Below are 17,358 nucleotides of genomic sequence, written 5' to 3'. Positions count from 1 at the left end.
TACCATTTTAAATTAATATATAACCAATGCAAAATAAAGGACTTATAAAGCTTTTCGCTTTTTTGTTTGGGCTAGTTAGTATTTATCAGCTATCCTACACTTTTATTACCAATAAAGTAGAAAAGGAAGCAACTGTCTTTGCTACCAACAAAATTTCGGAATCTGAAGAGGATTACCTTGAAAAAAGGGAAGCACTTGAAGCAAGGTATTTGGATTCCATAGGAGGGAATTCCATTTTAGGATATACCAATTATGACGAAGCCAAGAAAAAGGAACTGAATAAAGGACTGGATTTAAAAGGTGGGATAAATGTTACCCTTCAGATATCTGTAAAGGATATATTAAAAGGACTCGCCAACAATACCAAGAATCCGGTTTTTAATAAAGCTTTGGCCGATGCCGACAACGCTTCCAAAAATAGTGATGCTACCTATATAGATCTGTTTTTTGAATCTTTTGATAATATTAAAGGAGAAACCAAATTGGCCTCTCCCGATATTTTTGCCAATAAAGGGTTGAGCGATGTCATTAATTTTCAAATGAGCGATGATCAGGTAAAGCCTATCATAAGAACGAAGATTGACGAGTCCATTGTTTCTGCTTTTGAAGTACTACGCGAGCGTATCGATGGTTTTGGTGTTACCCAGCCCAATATTCAAAGAGAAGGAAATTCTGGTCGTATTTTGGTAGAATTGCCAGGTGCAAGGGATATAGGACGTGCGCAGGATTTATTGTCCAGTACGGCTCAATTGGAGTTTTGGGAAACTTATAAACAAAGTAACCCTAGTTTAAGTAACTTTTTGCAGGCTGCCAACGAGAGGTTAAAGACTTTGGTAGAGGTTGAAAAGCCGGAAGAAGTTGTTAAGCCAGAATCTGAATTGGATTCTTTGTTGTCCGATGTTGCACAAGATTCATTGGACTTTTCACAAGATGTAAATCCATTGTTCAGTTTATTGATTCCAGCGAATCCTAATGGAAATGCCTTGGTTAGCGCTGCTATTCAGGATACGGCAAAAATTGGGGAATACCTTAGAATGAAGGAAATCCGAAGATTGATTCCTGCGGATATTCAGTTTGTTAAATTTGTTTGGGAACGTCCAACCGAAGGTTCGGAAGTTGTTGAATTATATGCCTTAAAATCCAATAGGGACAATACGCCTAGAATTAGTGGGGATGTTGTTTCCGATGCTTCGGATACTTTTGACCAGTATAACAAGCCTGCGGTTACCATGACCATGAATACCAAAGGTGCCAAGGAATGGGAAAAATTAACAGGGGATGCCTTTAACAATCAGACCGGTATTGCTATCGTGTTGGATAATAAGGTGTATACTGCTCCAGGTGTTTCTTCCGGGCCTATTTCTGGTGGTCGTTCGGAGATTACGGGGACCTTTACCATTAACGAGACCAAAGATATTGCAAACGTATTAAGAGCTGGTAAACTACCTGCTTCTGCAGAAATAATTCAATCGGAAATTGTAGGACCTTCTCTAGGACAGGAGGCTATCAATAGTGGATTCTTTTCCTTTATGATCGCCATGGCCATTGTATTGGTATGGATGGTATTCTACTATGGAAAAGCGGGGATTTTTGCAGATATCGCCCTTCTATTGAACATCTTGTTGATCTTTGGGGTATTGGTAAGTTTAAATGCTGTACTGACCCTTCCGGGAATAGCAGGTATTGTATTGACCATAGGTATGTCCGTGGATGCCAATGTACTTATTTTTGAACGTATTAAAGAAGAGTTGGCAAAAGGAAAAGGACAGAGTCAGGCCATTGCAGATGGTTTTGGAAATGCACTTTCTTCGATCTTGGATGCCAACATTACTACTGGTCTAACGGCCTTGATACTATTTGTATTTGGTTCTGGTCCTATTAAAGGGTTTGCGACCACTTTATTGATCGGTATAGTTACCTCATTGTTTACGGCCATATTCATCACTAGACTTTTGGTTGACTGGTATGTGAGTGGAAAAGGAAGAAAATTGGATTTCTCCACGACCATGACCAAGAACCTTTTCAAGAATATCAATATTGACTTCTTGTCCAAGAGAAAGATTGCCTATATAGCTTCTTCTATTTTAGTAGGGATAGGTCTATTTTCAATATTAACACAAGGCATACCGCAAGGGGTCGATTTCCTTGGAGGTCGTTCTTACACGGTAAGATTTGAGAAGATGGTAAACCCGTCTGAAATCGCTTCAGAATTAAACACTGTTTTTGGCAGTGGCACCAATGTTAAGACTTATGGTGAGGCCAATCAAATAAAGATTACTACTGCTTATAAGGTAGATGTTGAAGGAATCGAGGTGGATAATGAAATTCAAAATAAACTCTATACTTCCCTACAAAAATATTTGCCGGATGGCACCAGTTTCGACGATTTTATTATCGGAAGCGGAGAGAATTCCATAGGAATACTTCAATCGGTTAAAGTAGGTCCAACTATTGCGGATGATATTAAAAAGAATGCCTTCTTGGCGATTATTGGTTCTTTGGGGGTAGTATTCCTTTATATTCTATTCAGGTTCCGTAGATGGCAGTTCTCTTTGGGTGCTGTTGCAGCCGTATTCCATGATATATTAATTGTTTTGGGTGTGTTCTCCATATTTGGAAAGTTGATGCCTTTTAATATGGAAATTGATCAGGCCTTTATTGCGGCAATACTAACGGTTATTGGTTACTCATTGAACGATACGGTGGTAGTATTCGACCGTATTAGGGAGATTATAGCTGAAAAGGGATGGAAAGCAGGCGAGAATACCAACTTGGCCCTTAACAGTACATTAAGTAGAACCTTGAATACCTCCATGACTACCTTGGTGGTTTTGTTGGCAATATTCATATTTGGCGGTGAATCCCTAAGAGGATTTATGTTCGCCATGATTATAGGTATCATTGTTGGTACTTATTCTTCCTTGTTCATTGCTACTCCAGTAATGTTCGATACATTGAAGAAGAAAACTCAAATAGGAAAGGAAGAGTAGTAAACTCTAATCGACTATAATACAAAAGGCCGCTGACTAGCGGCCTTTTTTTATATTATTTTTCCTTGGGATCCTTCGGGTGATGCTTGTAGCTCGTAGATAAATTGGGGTTCCAATCCTGGTTCTTTTCTATGGGATACAAAGACAATGGCCGACTTGCTTTCCTTGGCAATTTTATTGACAAGGGATATAAAAAGCGCTGCACTTTCATCATCCAACCCGGCCGTAGGTTCATCCAAAATCAGTAGGGGAGGATGTTTTATCATGGCCCTAGCGGTCATGACCATACGTTGTTGTCCTGCTGACAGGTCTGCAAAAAGAACATCCCTTAGGTGCCACATATCCAAAATTATAAGCCATTCCTTGGCAAGGGCCTTTTGGTTTTCCGTGGCCCTAAGATAGAGTCCAACAGAATCGTTCATCCCGGAGATGACCATGTTGAGACAAGAGTGTAAACCTGAAAATTTATCCGTCATCGCAGGGGTGTAGTACCCGATTCTTTTTTTGATGTCCCAAACACTTTCACCGGTCCCTTTACGTTGGCCAAAAAGGTACAGTTGCTGTCCGTAGCCTTTGTGGTTGTCACCTGTAATCATAGATAGTAATGTGGATTTTCCACTTCCATTTGGGCCTATAAGTTGCCAAAACTCTCCCTTTTTTATGGTCCAATTAATTTTGTCCAGTACTTTTTTGTCCCCGTATATTACGCTTATATCCTGGCAATCTATCAAAATAGGGTCTTTGTAATCCGTAGGGGTAATTGGCGTGGGAATTCTGCCTGTAAAGGAAGAGTTTATTGATAGGTTATTTTCCTTATCGGTGTTTACTTCTCTTTCAAGTTTCCTTATGGTGGATCCGTCCAAAACCATCTCGTGGGTTATGAACGGTAAAATATCTGCTTTTCTACTTATGAGCTGAACTATCAAGGTGTTTTGTGAAATATGGTCAAGGGATGCTTTTAAGTCTTTCTGGGCGTCTTTGTCCAAATTGTCGAAGGGGTTGTCCAAAACTATATAATCGGGCTTTAAATGAAAGATATATTTCAACAGGGCCTTCTTTTGTTCCCCGCTGGACATCGTCTTGAGCAGTTGTTGTGAATTTTTATTGATTATCTGGATGCCATGCCTTTCCTCCTCGTCAATAAACTCGTTTAAGGTTATTTTGGAAAATAGGGCTCCGTCCAAATTCTCGAGGGATTCAAATCCGGGTGGAAGGGGTCCCTCCAATACATTTTTTATGAATTGTTCCTTTTGGGAGTGGTTGCTAATAAATACTGCCCAATGTATTTTGTTATTCATGGTTAATGGCATTTTATACTTTTCATATGAAAATATTTGATAATTAGGTTTCTTGGAGTTTCCGGGTTTACTTATTGAACCAATAAGTGAATTTTAATGTCAAGGCCCAATTCCTTCCTTCAAAGGGTTCAATAAGGTAATTGTTGCTGTATACCAAAAAAAGGTCTGAAGCCGGCTTATAGCGCCATTGAAATCGGGAATTTAGATTAAAGTTCTTCGATTGCTCGTTGTATTGGAACAAGGTGGCGAAGAATAATTTGTTGGTAAAGGTGACATCTACCTCCGAACCAATTAGCCAAAATTCTGTGTTGTTCCAAGGCGCTGGTAGATGGATATGGTTATAACTTAAATTGCTGCTTAGACTTACAAAGGGTTGAAAACGGTAACCCAATTCGCTAATAAGGCTCGTTCTGTTGCCTTCGGAGTAATATCCTCCAAAACGCCCGCCAATGGAGTACGTAAACATACTTTGCGGCTTGGAAATGAAATCGAAAGTATAGGCATTCCAATGGTGCTGGGTTCCAACGTCCAAGGATTCCTTGCCAGATCTTGTAGGGTCAAAAGGAGATAGTAATTCTACATATTCATCGCTTACCCCCAAATTGAATTTTGAGCGGTCCCTAAAATCGATTAGGTATTCAAAAAGGTTTATATTATCTGTTCGCTCTATTTTTTCATTAAAAAAATAACTCGTACTTAATTTTGGGCCATGGCTTAAAATGGTACTTTTTTTAGGAAAGAAAAGATGGCCTACATAGGAAGTGATGTTCACGTAGCCATTTCTGGGTACAAAACCAACTTCAGCCGTATAATCCTCCTCCACCGATTCTTCCTGTATACGCCAATTCCATTTACGGCTTTTATATTCCAAATGGGCCGCTTGGGTGATGCCATTGCCTTGTTTATTGGGCGCGAAGGACTTAAGAAAAAAGGCCTTCCCTGTCCATTGGTTGTTTGGGGAGGCCAAATTGTATTCCATTCCTACATTTCTGTTGAATTTCGGAAAAATTGTTCTAAGGGAATCCGTGTCTTGGGGGTAATTTATAGATTCCTTGTTGACAAACATAAAACCGATACTGGACCTTGAAAATACTTTTCTTTGAAGTGAAAGTACCCCGAAATTTTGACTGGGAAGCCCTGTATCCTCTACGCTGGCGGTTTGCATGTCCATTAGCCCCATGCGCCATTTATTATTTAGGTTTCCGCTAACCCTGGCGCCGGCTCTAATGGGTACGCCCAAACCAATTCTTCTGGAGAAGAAGGGACGTATGGTGGCGTATCCGAAGTTGGCAAATAGATCCCCGTTCTCTAAAAAGAATTGTCGTTTTTCAGGGAAAAAAAGTTCAAACCGGTCAAGATTGGTGACCTGGCGATCTACTTCTACCTGTGAGAAATCTGGATTTACCGTCAAGTCCAAATTCAAGGAAGTGCTCAGGCTGAATTTAACATCACCTCCAATTTTTTTGTCATATTGCGTTTCAGTGTTGTTCTCCAAATCCCTGTTGATGCCTCCTAAAACATAAGGGATAATGGAAAAATTGGTACTGGGGGAGGGAGGAGGGGAATCCCAGACCAATGTTCCCGTATAGGCCAGTGAGGCCGTAGGGAACTGTCGCGGAATGGGGGTCCAACTGGATTTTTCGCCCGATTTTAAGTCCAATCGACTAAAATTAATGCCCCATTCCGTTACCCCGTCTTCATAACGTATGGATTTGAAAGGGATGGCCATTTCAAATACCCATTTTTCAGCATCACTGGTTACCGCGGAGATCCATTTGCTATCCCAATTTAGATCTACACTTCCGCCGCCGTACATGGTTCCGTCCCATTGGGCTCCTGCGGCATTGGAGCCAAAGGAATAACCGGTGGTTTGATTATTGAAAGGATCCATAAACAGTAAAAAGTTGTCATTTTTACCAAAGATAAAATCGCGCCGCAAGGACTCTACATAATAAGATCCTTTGGTGGCGTTATAGAAGGTGGCTAAAAGATATAGATTGTTTTCGTCATAGGTCATACGAATTTCAGATGGTTCGTTTGCCTGACCGTTATCCATAGGTAGTACCATAAAAAAGTTGGTAGCCACATCGGTCTCTTGCCAGGCTTTCTCATCACCTTTTCCATCTACATGTATGAGGGAATTGGTTTTACGGATATGCAGACGATACGCCTCATTTTTTTTCTGTGCTATGACGGGTAGTGCAAGGACAATAAACAGGAAAGTTAGGTATAGTCTTTTTGAAGCTGACAATGTGTTGGTTCTTTTGTTGGTTGAACTCACTAAAATAGGAATTTTATGAGTATTGGAACCATTTGGAAGGCACTACTTACAATCCCAAACCAGCAATATTAGGAGTCGATTATGGTGTTTTTGTATAAACTATGGAATCCCCTACGGCCAAAGACCATTTATCCGCCAAACCGGCATTTACTTCCAGGACATATTTTACGGGAACTTTGGAGGATAAGCTGTTTTCGTTCATAGGTTCGGCATTTTTTTGAAAACTGGCAATGCGCATTTGTTCATCCACAAAAATAAGGTCCAAAGGGAACTCAGTGTTTTTCATATAAAAGTAATGCATGGAAACATCCTCAAAAACAAATAGCATGCCCTGTGTAGGGTGCATGGAACTCCGATACATAAGTCCGGTTTCCCTTTCATAGTCCGTATCCGCTATCTCTATATCCAGAGTCGTTAGAAGGGAATCCGATTTCTTTTTCAGTATGCGTAGGTCCCCTTCCTTTTTAAAGGTGACCGGGGCTGTTTTTATAGCTTTTTTAGTTTCTTCCTTGCAGGAAAGCTGAATAATAAAACATACAACAAGGAGTAGATAGATTTTATTATTTCCCATTTTACAATTTCTTATTGGTGTATGTGTATTTGATCCTTTGTCCGTCTACTTTTTTGAGGCGCCCGATATTGGCCTAAACATATAGTAAAACCCAACTAAAATGAACGGTATACTTAACCATTGTCCAGTGGACAACAATCCAAGTGATTCCTCAAATCCACCTTGACTTTTCTTTACGTATTCCACGAAGAAGCGCACTGTCCATAAAAGTACCAGGAATAGCCCGAAAAGGTACCCAAGTTTATCTTTTTTATCTGTTTTCCAGTATAGATAATACAAAATGGCAAAGACAAAAATATAACAAAACCCTTCATATAATTGCGCTGGATGTCTATAGGGAATAGCCTCTAAAAATTCGGCATACCTGGGATCTTTTTCGATAAGGTTATATGCGGCATTTACCGTTTTTTCCTTGGTAATGGACAAGGCTTTGTAAGCAGGCATATCGTCGGAGTCGCGTATGAACCTAGTGGCCAGGGCAAAGGACTTTTCCACTGGTTTACCGTTGATCTCGGAATTGAAGAAATTCCCCAATCGAACACAAAAAGCGCCAATGGATACGGGAATAACAATGCGATCCAGAATCCAAAGAATTTTAAATTCGGGAAATTTTCTGGTATAGAGGTACATGCCTATAATTATTCCTATAGCGGCCCCGTGGCTGGCCAAGCCGGTAAATCCTGTAAATTCGTAACCATTAATAAATCCAAACAGTTGACTATCCGCACTTTCCCTTATTGGTAATAGTATTTCCAATAAATGGTTTTGATAATAGGGCCAATCGTAAAAGAACACATGTCCCAGCCGGGCACCCAACATGGTGGCCAAAACGGTATAAATAAAAAGGGAGTCTAATTGTTCAAGGGATTTTTTTTCTTTTAGAAAGATCTTCTTCATAAGATACCAGCCTAATGCAAAAGCTATTATCCAAAGAAGATTGTAATATTTTATTTGTATTACCCCAATTTTAAAAAGTGTATCGGCGGGGTTCCAGGTAAAGCCTAAAAAGTACATCTACAATTTTTTAAGGGACTAAGATAAGTAAATACTGCAAAGAATGGTGGGCGGAAATAGGTTAATTTGGAAATCTGGTATTGGATCAATTTATAATTAAAACAATATATCAATGAATCACTATATGATTACGGAAGTGTACTGATATTACAGTAGCTCCATGTAGATTTCGATAATTATTTTGGAGCTGGAAAACAGAACTGGAAACTAGAAAAGAGGTAACAAGGCAACTATGGAACGGGGTCATATCCACTTCCTCCCCAAGGGTGGCAACTAAAAATTCTCTTTAGGGCTAGCCAACCTCCTTTGAACAATCCGTGTTTTTGTAGGGCCTCCAAAGTGTATTGTGAACAGGTGGGGGAATAGCGACAGGAGGCCGGGGTAAGGGGTGAGATAAAATTCTGATAAAATTTCACCAATAGTACAAATGGGGCAATTAATATTTTTTTTATAAATGCCATAGTATTAAAAATTGCAGCCTCGTTTAAGAAAGACTAAAGGTGGTGCCGTCTTTACCATCATTCAATTGAATGCCCATCTCCGCCAATTGATCCCTTATTTTGTCCGATGTGGAGAAGTCCTTATTGGCCCGTGCTTCATTTCGCAATTGGATGAGTAGGCCAATTACATTGCCTAATTTATCCGAATTTAGCATAGCACTGTTCTGATTTTCCAATCCCAATATATCAAAAACAAAATTATGCATGGTCTCAATAAAAAGTTCCTTGTCTTTTTCTGTTATTGTTTCCTTGCCTTCTTTTATTAAATTGATGTGCTTCACAGCTTCAAATAAATTGGCCGTAAGCATGGGGGTGTTGAAATCATCGTTCATGGCATCGTAACCCTTCTGTTTCCATTCCTCCACATTGAAGCTGGAAGATGAACTGGTAGTTAGTTTTTCCAAGCTACTTATGGCATCCATCAACTTCTGAAACCCTTTTTCGGATGCGGAAAGTGCCTCGTCACTTAAATCCAAAATACTGGTATAGTGTGCCTGCATCATAAAGAAGCGCACTACAGAAGGAGTGTATGGTTTGCTTAGAATGTTGTTTTCTCCGGAAAACATCTCATTGGGCAAGATGTTATTTCCAGTGGACTTGGCCATTTTTTTACCGTTCAAGGTCAACATATTGGCATGTAGCCAATATTTTACAGGAGCATGACCGTTACAAGCTTCGGCCTGGGCAATTTCACATTCGTGATGTGGAAATTTAAGGTCCATACCCCCGCCATGTATATCAAAAGTTTCTCCCAGATACTTGGTACTCATGGCAGTACATTCCAGATGCCATCCTGGAAAACCATCGCCCCAAGGCGAGGGCCAGCGCATAATATGCTGGGTTTCCGCCTTTTTCCATAAAGCAAAATCCTGAGGGCTCTTTTTTTCGTCCTGAGCAGCCAATTCCCGCGTATTGGCAATCATATCCTCCAATTTTCTCCCGCTTAGTTTACCGTACTCATTGGTTTTGTTGAATTTCTCAACATCGAAATAAACAGACCCGTTAATTTCGTAGGCATATCCTTTTTCTAGAATATTCTTTATGATTTCTATTTGCTCTATAATATGCCCGGTAGCGGTAGGCTCAATACTTGGGGGCAATAAGTTGAATTTTTGCAGTATTCCGTGGAAATCTAGGGTATATTGTTGTACCACTTCCATTGGCTCCAATTGTTCCAATCGCGCTTTTTTTGCAATCTTATCCTCACCGTCTTCCGCATCGTTTTCCAAATGTCCGGCATCTGTAATATTCCGGACGTAACGCACCTTGTATCCCAAATGCTTTAAATACCTGAAGATCATATCGAAAGACATGAAGGTACGGCAGTTGCCCAAATGTACATTGCTGTAAACGGTAGGTCCACAGACGTACATTCCTACATAACCCTCGCTTAGAGGTTCAAAATCTTCTTTTTTTCCCGAAAGGGAATTGTAAACTTTTAATTTTTGAGTTTGGTACAAAGGCATTTTTAAGCGGGACAATTAAAATTTAGTATCAATGTTTATATAGTCCAAAAATTCTCGTCTAACGGCCTCTTCTTTAAATTTACCGCCGTATTCGGCCGTTACGGTACTGCTTTCAATATCACGTATACCGCGGGAATTTACACATAAATGTTTGGCGTCTATAACACAGGCAACATCTTCCGTACCTAAAACCTCTTGAAGTTCTCTTACGATCTGAATATTTAGTCGCTCTTGGACCTGTGGTCTTTTTGCGTAATAATCCACGATCCTGTTCATTTTGGATAGTCCTACAACCGTTCCTTTGGATATATAGGCCACGTGGGCTTTTCCCACAATAGGTAACAAATGATGCTCGCAGGTGGAATAGAGTGTAATGTTTTTTTCCACCAACATTTCACCGTACTTGTATTTATTGTCAAAGGTGGAGGATTTAGGCCGTTTTTTAGGATTTAGTCCCCCAAAAATTTCTTGGACGAACATTTTGGCCACCCTATTTGGTGTTCCCTTTAGGCTGTCATCCTCTAGGTCAAGGCCCAAAGTCAGCATTATTTCGTTTACACTGCCCCTGATGCGGGCTATTTTTTCCTCATCACTTAGCACAAATGCATCCTTACGTAAAGGTGTGTCCTCAGCAGCGGAAACGTGATCGTCCCCTAACTCTTCAAAATGCTTTTCCAATGCGTTGTCGATTTTCATTAAAATATTGCTTTTTAAGGCAGCAAAGATATACATTATATGCCACTTTATACCATGTTTGCTTAGTTACACAACATAAATTAGTGTTAACAAAAATGGGGGGTTACTTTTGAAATTCCCAAATTTTGTAGGTATTCATGAACAGGTTGGTTGTCGTTTTTGGTATTATTTGGTGTCTAGGTACTACTTTGGCTATAGCCCAAGTGGCATCGGATTGTTCAAATGCCGTGCCTATCTGTAACAATACACCGGTCAACGGGGGTACCAATGGCTTTGGTGCCGATGACTTTAAAGGTGCCGCCAAATCAGGTTGTTTGGAAAAAACTCTTTCTGGGGCAATTGAATCCAATGCCGCCTGGTATAGATTTAAGACAGGTGCTTCAGGGCAATTGGGATTTAATATTGGTTTCGATTCCAATGAAGATTGGGACTTTGCCTTGTATAGGGCCAGTGATTGCAATTCCCTGGGCGACCCAATAAGGTGCAATTTTTTTGATAACAGGGAAGCCAATAGTTTTATAGGTGTAGGGGTAGACCCCCAAGGGGCTACGGATAATGTTCAATATGAGGATTGGTTGGAAGTTTTGCCCGGTGAGGACTACTACCTATTGGTCAATAATTTTAGTAATATTAATTCCGGGTTTTCCATTCAGTTCACAGGTCAAATTTTTGTTACCAACCCATATGACGCCTTGGATTGTTCCATAATCAATAATCTTTTAGGGCCTCCAATTGCCGCTTGTAACAATGAAAATATTGTTTTGGATGCCACCACTGTCGATGTGGTAAGTTATACGTGGTACAAGAATGTTGGAAATGGGTATACCGTTATACCCGGGGAAGTCTCGGCTACATTGAATGTACAGGAAGCTGCTTTTTACCGGGTGGAGGCCATTACCCAATCCCAGAATAATATTATTAGTGATGTACAAGTTGGCTTTTCCGAAGCACCTATAGCTTCTTCGGTAGATGATGAGCACCTTTGTCTGGATTCCGAATATTTTAATTTGAGCGACAAGGACCAAATGGCCTTGGGCGGTCAGCTTGGCAACGAGGTAATTATTTCCTATCACGTCAGTTTTGACGATGCGGATGCAGGAGTGAATGCCCTGCCTTTGGAATATAAGCTTAAGACCGGGGAACAACAGATATACATAAGGGCCACCTCGGTTCAAAATCCCAGATGTTATGACGCTTCCCAAGATTTTAAAATTACTGTTCACGAACCTTTGACTCACAGTTTTCCATGGGAGGTCTTTCTCTGTGAAGGGGAACTTAATGCTGTGATAGGGGAGATGGTTCCAGATCCAGATTATAATTATCATTGGAGTACTGGCGAGTTAACTTCGAGTATAACCGTGGACGAAGGAGGGGAATACTCCTTGACAATTACCGATAAACTTGGCGTTTCGGCTTGCGACAATACTTTTGTAATTACCGTATATGACTCAAATACACCGCATATTGAGGAGGTGGTGATTGAGGACATGCAGGATAACAATACCATTACAATTGTACCCGATAGGGAGGGTGATTTTGAATTTAGCCTGGATGACGGAGCTTACCAGTCAGACAATATATTTTATAAGGTACTTTCGGGAATGCACAAAGTAACGTTGAACGATTTAAATGGTTGCGGTACTGCTTCGGAAACCATAGTTGTGGTAGGGTATCCCAAGTTCTTTACTCCAAATGGAGACGGGGCCAACGATGTTTGGAATATTGTAGGTATTTCCAGTTTGGAAAATCCTGTATTAACGGTTTATGACAGGTATGGCAAATTGCTTAAACAATTGTCCAAGAATAGCATGGGGTGGGATGGCACCTATAATGGTGTGGCATTGCCTTCGGATGATTATTGGTTTAAGCTTAGTTATATGGATCAGAATGGACAACGCATCATGGCCAAGTATGTAAATAATCATTTTTCTTTAAAACGCTAATAGTAAATAGGTCAAGGAATGTAATTTAATTCTACCTTATTGACTTTTTTCGCAAATACAATTTAATATACACCAATAAACGATGGGTATCTGGGATTGTCTATAGTCTCAACGAATGCATGTGGCAGGGTTCAATTTTTTTTGATAAAATAGACCTTAGGTATACTAAATCTTTTTCATAAGAGTTATTATACTTGATTTAAGTATGTTTTTAGCCCCAATTTCTATGCGGACACTTATTTGTTCTATATGCATTATGTTTCTGTTTGTCAGTAATATAGATGCACAAAACTCACCTGATTGTAGGAGTGCTATTCCTGTTTGTGCCGATGCTCCCATTATGGGTACGGCAGATGGTGGGGGTATAGATGATTTTGATCCAGACGTTGTTCGGCAAACGGGATGTCTTGAAAAAGGGAGTAATATTTCCGCGAACATAGAAAATAACACCTCATGGTATGTATTTAGGGCTGGAACCGATGGGCAGGTCGGTTTTGATATAGAAGCCCTACCGGTTACCGGTAATACTATTACTGCGGAATGGGATTTTGCGGTCTATGGACCGGATGTGGATTGCTTGGGAATTGGAACTGGCAGTATTGAGCCCATTCGTTGTAATTACGAAACCAATAACACGCGTTTTACGGGATTAGGAATTAATCCGGAGAATGGGGATGTGGGTGCTCCATTTTTAAAGCAAAGTCAAAACACTTATGATGAATGGTTGGATGTACAGGCTGGAGAAATCTATTATATTCTTATAAATAACTGGAATACCAATTTTGACGATGAGGCCGAATCTTTTATGTTAACTTTTACGGGCAGTTCCGTGGATGCCGATCAGAATAACGCGTTGGATTGTACTTTGAGGGACGAGTTTTTAGGACTGGATATTATTGCCTGTGAGGATGATCCGGACATTACCTTATCTGCTTTAAATTCTCCCGTTGGACCTGATATTGCAAGTATTGAATGGACGGTGGATTACGATGATGACGGTACTATTGATGCCACCCTGCCGGGATCTGGACCTTCAAATGCGGAATTGGTGGTGAGCAGCCCCAATTCTGGGCGGTATTTTGTTTTGATTACCAATAGTTTTGGTCAGGAGGTTAGGGATGATATATTGATTACCTATTTCGGTACGCCTGTCCTTCAGGAAGTAATCGTTAGGGATGATCTTTCCGATAACAATATTGTGGAAATAGTGGTGGCGAACCCGGACGGTAGTTATGAATATGCCATTAACGGCGGGGAGTTTCAGGATGACCCCGTCTTTAACAATGTGCCGCCAGGGGTAAATACCGTTATCATAAATGATAAAAATGGCTGTGGAATTACGGAGCCTATCGAATTCTTGGTGGTGGGCTATCCCAAATTTTTTACGCCCAATGCCGATGGCATCCACGACCGTTGGAATGTTTATGGAATCTCGACCTTGATCGACCCCGTTGTATTTATATTTGATCGTTACGGCAAACTCCTTAAGCAAATTGATGAAACTACAATAGGGTGGGATGGCACCTTTAATGGAAGACCCTTGCCTTCATCGGACTATTGGTTTAGGATGGATTATTCCCGTGATGAAGACGGAATTATAGTGGCGCGCTCTATTAGGACCCACTTTACCTTGAAGCGATAATCAAATTATTGGTGGAGGCCAATATTTCAAAAGCTGTAGGTAAATGGAAATACGATAGGTGAACCAACGTCTCCTTAAGGCTTGAGACCATTTATGCGATATAAAAAAGACGGGAAATACCCGTCTTTTTCGTTTCTAAAATATAGTGTTCTTTAGAAGTTTAGGGTATATCCTAAACTTACTACAGAATTTTTATTGGTAATACTGGCCGGTGTGGGAAGGCCAACATCAAACAACTGTTTGTTTATGTCCTGAGTGGAGTAGTTGTAAGATAGGTCTAGCCTACTTCCTCCAAAGTTGTAACCGATTCCTCCTGAATAACCATTCAAATCTCCTATGGTTCCCCCATTGGCATACGGACTTTGTTCAAATCTGTATCCTGCTCTTAAACTTAGGGCTTCAATTCGGTATTCCCCACCCAATCTAAAGGTTGAAACAGTACTTAGCTTATCCGATATAAAGTCGTTTTCCGAGGCAAAACTTGGATCTGATCCAGGCCTTAACTCGGCTTTGGACATGTCCTGATAACTATAATCGAAACTAATAAGACCATCCCGGCCAAAGATCATGGCTAAACTCCCGGTTAATTTTCCAGGTATTTTGATAGTGTAATCCTCAAAAACATTTATGATGTTAAAATTGATAAAGGAAATATCGCTATCGGCCAGATCGGAATTTATTTTTTGAGAGGTTTCATCCGATAATTGGTACCAGGTTGGCGATTGATAACTGCCGCCTATCCTGAAGTTTTCGTTCAATTTTCCAATGGCACCCAAACTAAAGGAAAACCCATTTCCCTGGGTCCTAAGAAAGTTATCGAAGGTGATAGTCTGAATTTCCGAATCGGCATCAAAGCCTCTTTCGGATATTTGGGTGAGCTTGTCCATAAATACACTGTGGATGTTCAAGGATGCTCCCAAATATATATTGTCGCCATACTGCGAAGCCAAGTTGGCCGTAAATTTACTATTATATCCCGAAGTGCTCTGGGAGTAATTTTGGTTTACTGTACCGTATTTGGCATTGGATATATAATCGGTATTATTATCGTCCAAGAAATCTACTGGGTCTATTATACCCCCGTAGTATCCCAAAAATGCTTGTTGGTCCACAAATCCCAGACTGGCTCCAATATCTAGGTAGGCTTCTTCGATAAACTCCCCATCCTGGATCAAAAGAGGTCCAAATGGGACTCCATTGGCCAAATCCAAAAAGTAATTGTCAATTCCCTGGTCGCTATTCCCGGCAACAAATAGGTCTTCGTCAAAATTTTTGATGAGATCATAGTTAAATGCCAATGCAAGTTTTTTCCAAGGAGAATTGGAATCGGTACTTTTGAATACAAAAACACCTCCAACTTGATTAAGATCCAGTGAATTTAAAGAGGTGCTGGAGTTACCGTTGTAATAGCCGGCATCATTTTTAACATTGTAATTTGATCCCGTTAAGGATAGCAAGCTATTGTTAAAAACAGCCGAACCAGCTGGGTTGACGTTTAGGGATGATAAATCACCTCCCAAGGCACCAAATGCGCCATTTAATCCTTGAAAACGTGCTGTTCCATAGGAACTCTCTGCGTTCAGCCTTAGAACATCGTTGATGTTCTGAGCGCTGGCAAATGCACATACCAATAGTAGAATGAAAGTGTAATTCCTTTTCATTTTATTTAATTTAGAAAGTTTTTATTGAAATAAGGGGCCATGTTTTCTAATTGCGTCTTCCGCTGCTTCTACTACTGGATGACGATGATCTTGAAGAAGAGCTGCTAGAGCTTCTAACACTTCCACTGGAACGATTGGAGCTACTGGAGCTTCTGTAGGTGCCACTAGATGATCTTGATGGGGAGCTACTGGAACTGCTTCTATATGTTCCACTCGAAGACCTTGATGGGGAAGAGCTTCTGTAGGTTCCGCTGGAAGACCTTGAAGAAGTGCTGCCCGAACTTCTGTAGGTAGAAGTTCTAGGTGCCGTGCCCCTATAATTGCTATTGCTGGGGCTGCTGCTTCTGTATGTCTGGTTGCTTCTGGATCTGCTATTGTAGTTCGGTACCGCCCTTGTGCTTCTACTGGTACGGTAGGATCTGTTTCTTTCCAAAGCATCTACTCCGACATTGCTGCGCGATGTGGTGCTTCTGTATCTGCTGTTACTTGTTCGGTTTGCAGTACTGATATTCGACCTACCCCTTAAGGCAGTGCTTCTAAGGTTGGAATTGTTGTTGTATATACCCCTTCTGCTAGCGTTGTAAGCGTAACTTCTATTGTAGTAGTTGTTTCCAAATCTATTACGGGAATAGTAATATGGGTAATGTCTGTAAGGTGAATAAAAGTATGGGTTGTAATAACCGCCCCAACCATAGCCTCCCCAGCCCCAGTTGTTCCAGCCATAGCCTCCCCAGCCCCAGTTGTTCCAACCATATCCGTACCCGTAACGGTTCCATCTCCAAGGGTTGTGATAGCCATAATAGCCTCCGTAGAAGCCACCGTAAAAACCACCATAACCCCAAGCGAAAGGAGAGCCTCCCCAGCCCCAATTGTCATATACATTAATATTGACGTTGGTGGCATTATCTCCCCACGAACCATACCCGTTATAGTCATTGTTGGCGCCATTATAGCTCAAATCCTGATCGTAGTTAAGGCTGTCGGTTTCCATATCGCTATAATAGCCGTCTACATCGGTAAATACTTCACTGTCCAGAATTTCTCCATATTCATTGGCCTTTTGTCCAAAATAATCACCATAGGCGTCTTGTTTTGGAGCTGGTTGCTGCGTTCTTGGCCGTTGTTCGGTTACGCGCACTTGCTCTGTTCTGCTGGAATAAATGCCATCATTATCATAATATGAGGCTTGCTGGTAGGATCCGCAAGATACCAATACTATGCTAAGGAGTACAACAGTTGCTGCTATATGTATTCTTCGGTGGGGTAGAGAATGTATCATCGCTGTAATTTTAATTG

The 17,358-nt window shown here is 40.8% G+C and carries 12 protein-coding genes; 3 read left to right on the top strand and 9 right to left on the bottom strand.

Going from position 1 to position 17,358, the window contains the following annotated elements:
* Window positions 1-26 precede the first annotated feature (26 nt).
* The gene (secDF, locus tag MWU84_RS05310) at window positions 27-2,990 is read left to right on the top strand and encodes a protein translocase subunit SecDF (RefSeq protein ID WP_246899113.1); all 2,964 of its coding nucleotides are present in this window, start codon (window positions 27-29) and stop codon (window positions 2,988-2,990) included.
* Between the two features lie 50 nt (window positions 2,991-3,040).
* Here secDF and MWU84_RS05305 read toward each other — a convergent pair whose 3' ends face one another.
* From MWU84_RS05305 to folE, 7 genes are all read right to left on the bottom strand, one after another.
* Window positions 3,041-4,288, bottom strand: coding sequence for an ATP-binding cassette domain-containing protein (locus MWU84_RS05305; protein ID WP_246899110.1), 1,248 nt, complete (start codon window positions 4,286-4,288; stop codon window positions 3,041-3,043).
* 67 nt (window positions 4,289-4,355) lie between these two features.
* Window positions 4,356-6,569, bottom strand: a complete 2,214-nt coding sequence (locus MWU84_RS05300; RefSeq protein ID WP_246899108.1) for a DUF5916 domain-containing protein — start codon at window positions 6,567-6,569, stop codon at window positions 4,356-4,358.
* 79 nt (window positions 6,570-6,648) lie between these two features.
* The gene (locus tag MWU84_RS05295) at window positions 6,649-7,140 is read right to left on the bottom strand and encodes a DUF192 domain-containing protein (protein ID WP_246899105.1); all 492 of its coding nucleotides are present in this window, start codon (window positions 7,138-7,140) and stop codon (window positions 6,649-6,651) included.
* 45 nt (window positions 7,141-7,185) lie between these two features.
* On the bottom strand, window positions 7,186-8,154 hold the full coding sequence (gene lgt, locus MWU84_RS05290) for a prolipoprotein diacylglyceryl transferase (protein ID WP_246899103.1): 969 nt from the start codon (window positions 8,152-8,154) through the stop codon (window positions 7,186-7,188).
* Between the two features lie 230 nt (window positions 8,155-8,384).
* Window positions 8,385-8,615, bottom strand: a complete 231-nt coding sequence (yidD, locus tag MWU84_RS05285) for a membrane protein insertion efficiency factor YidD (protein WP_031442778.1) — start codon at window positions 8,613-8,615, stop codon at window positions 8,385-8,387.
* Window positions 8,616-8,638: 23 nt separating this feature from the next.
* Window positions 8,639-10,120 (bottom strand): cysteine--tRNA ligase, encoded by a 1,482-nt coding sequence (gene cysS, locus MWU84_RS05280; protein WP_246899098.1) that lies wholly within the window; start codon window positions 10,118-10,120, stop codon window positions 8,639-8,641.
* Window positions 10,121-10,135: 15 nt separating this feature from the next.
* On the bottom strand, window positions 10,136-10,816 hold the full coding sequence (gene folE / locus MWU84_RS05275) for a GTP cyclohydrolase I FolE (protein WP_246899096.1): 681 nt from the start codon (window positions 10,814-10,816) through the stop codon (window positions 10,136-10,138).
* 137 nt (window positions 10,817-10,953) lie between these two features.
* Between folE and MWU84_RS05270 the strand changes: the two genes are divergently transcribed.
* Both MWU84_RS05270 and MWU84_RS05265 read left to right on the top strand, forming a co-directional pair.
* Window positions 10,954-12,759 (top strand): T9SS type B sorting domain-containing protein, encoded by a 1,806-nt coding sequence (locus tag MWU84_RS05270; protein WP_246899094.1) that lies wholly within the window; start codon window positions 10,954-10,956, stop codon window positions 12,757-12,759.
* Window positions 12,760-12,985: 226 nt separating this feature from the next.
* On the top strand, window positions 12,986-14,401 hold the full coding sequence (locus MWU84_RS05265; RefSeq protein ID WP_246899091.1) for a T9SS type B sorting domain-containing protein: 1,416 nt from the start codon (window positions 12,986-12,988) through the stop codon (window positions 14,399-14,401).
* Between the two features lie 152 nt (window positions 14,402-14,553).
* Here MWU84_RS05265 and MWU84_RS05260 read toward each other — a convergent pair whose 3' ends face one another.
* Together MWU84_RS05260 and MWU84_RS05255 are read right to left on the bottom strand one after the other, a co-directional pair.
* Window positions 14,554-16,062 (bottom strand): outer membrane protein transport protein, encoded by a 1,509-nt coding sequence (locus MWU84_RS05260; protein ID WP_246899088.1) that lies wholly within the window; start codon window positions 16,060-16,062, stop codon window positions 14,554-14,556.
* Window positions 16,063-16,108: 46 nt separating this feature from the next.
* Window positions 16,109-17,341, bottom strand: a complete 1,233-nt coding sequence (locus tag MWU84_RS05255; protein ID WP_246899086.1) for a hypothetical protein — start codon at window positions 17,339-17,341, stop codon at window positions 16,109-16,111.
* Window positions 17,342-17,358: the final 17 nt, after the last annotated feature.

The organism is Arenibacter sp. F20364 (genome assembly GCF_023015905.1).
GTDB lineage: Bacteria > Bacteroidota > Bacteroidia > Flavobacteriales > Flavobacteriaceae > Arenibacter.
Note: the sequence above shows the minus strand (reverse complement) of the source record. Positions and strands in the feature narration are given on the sequence as shown.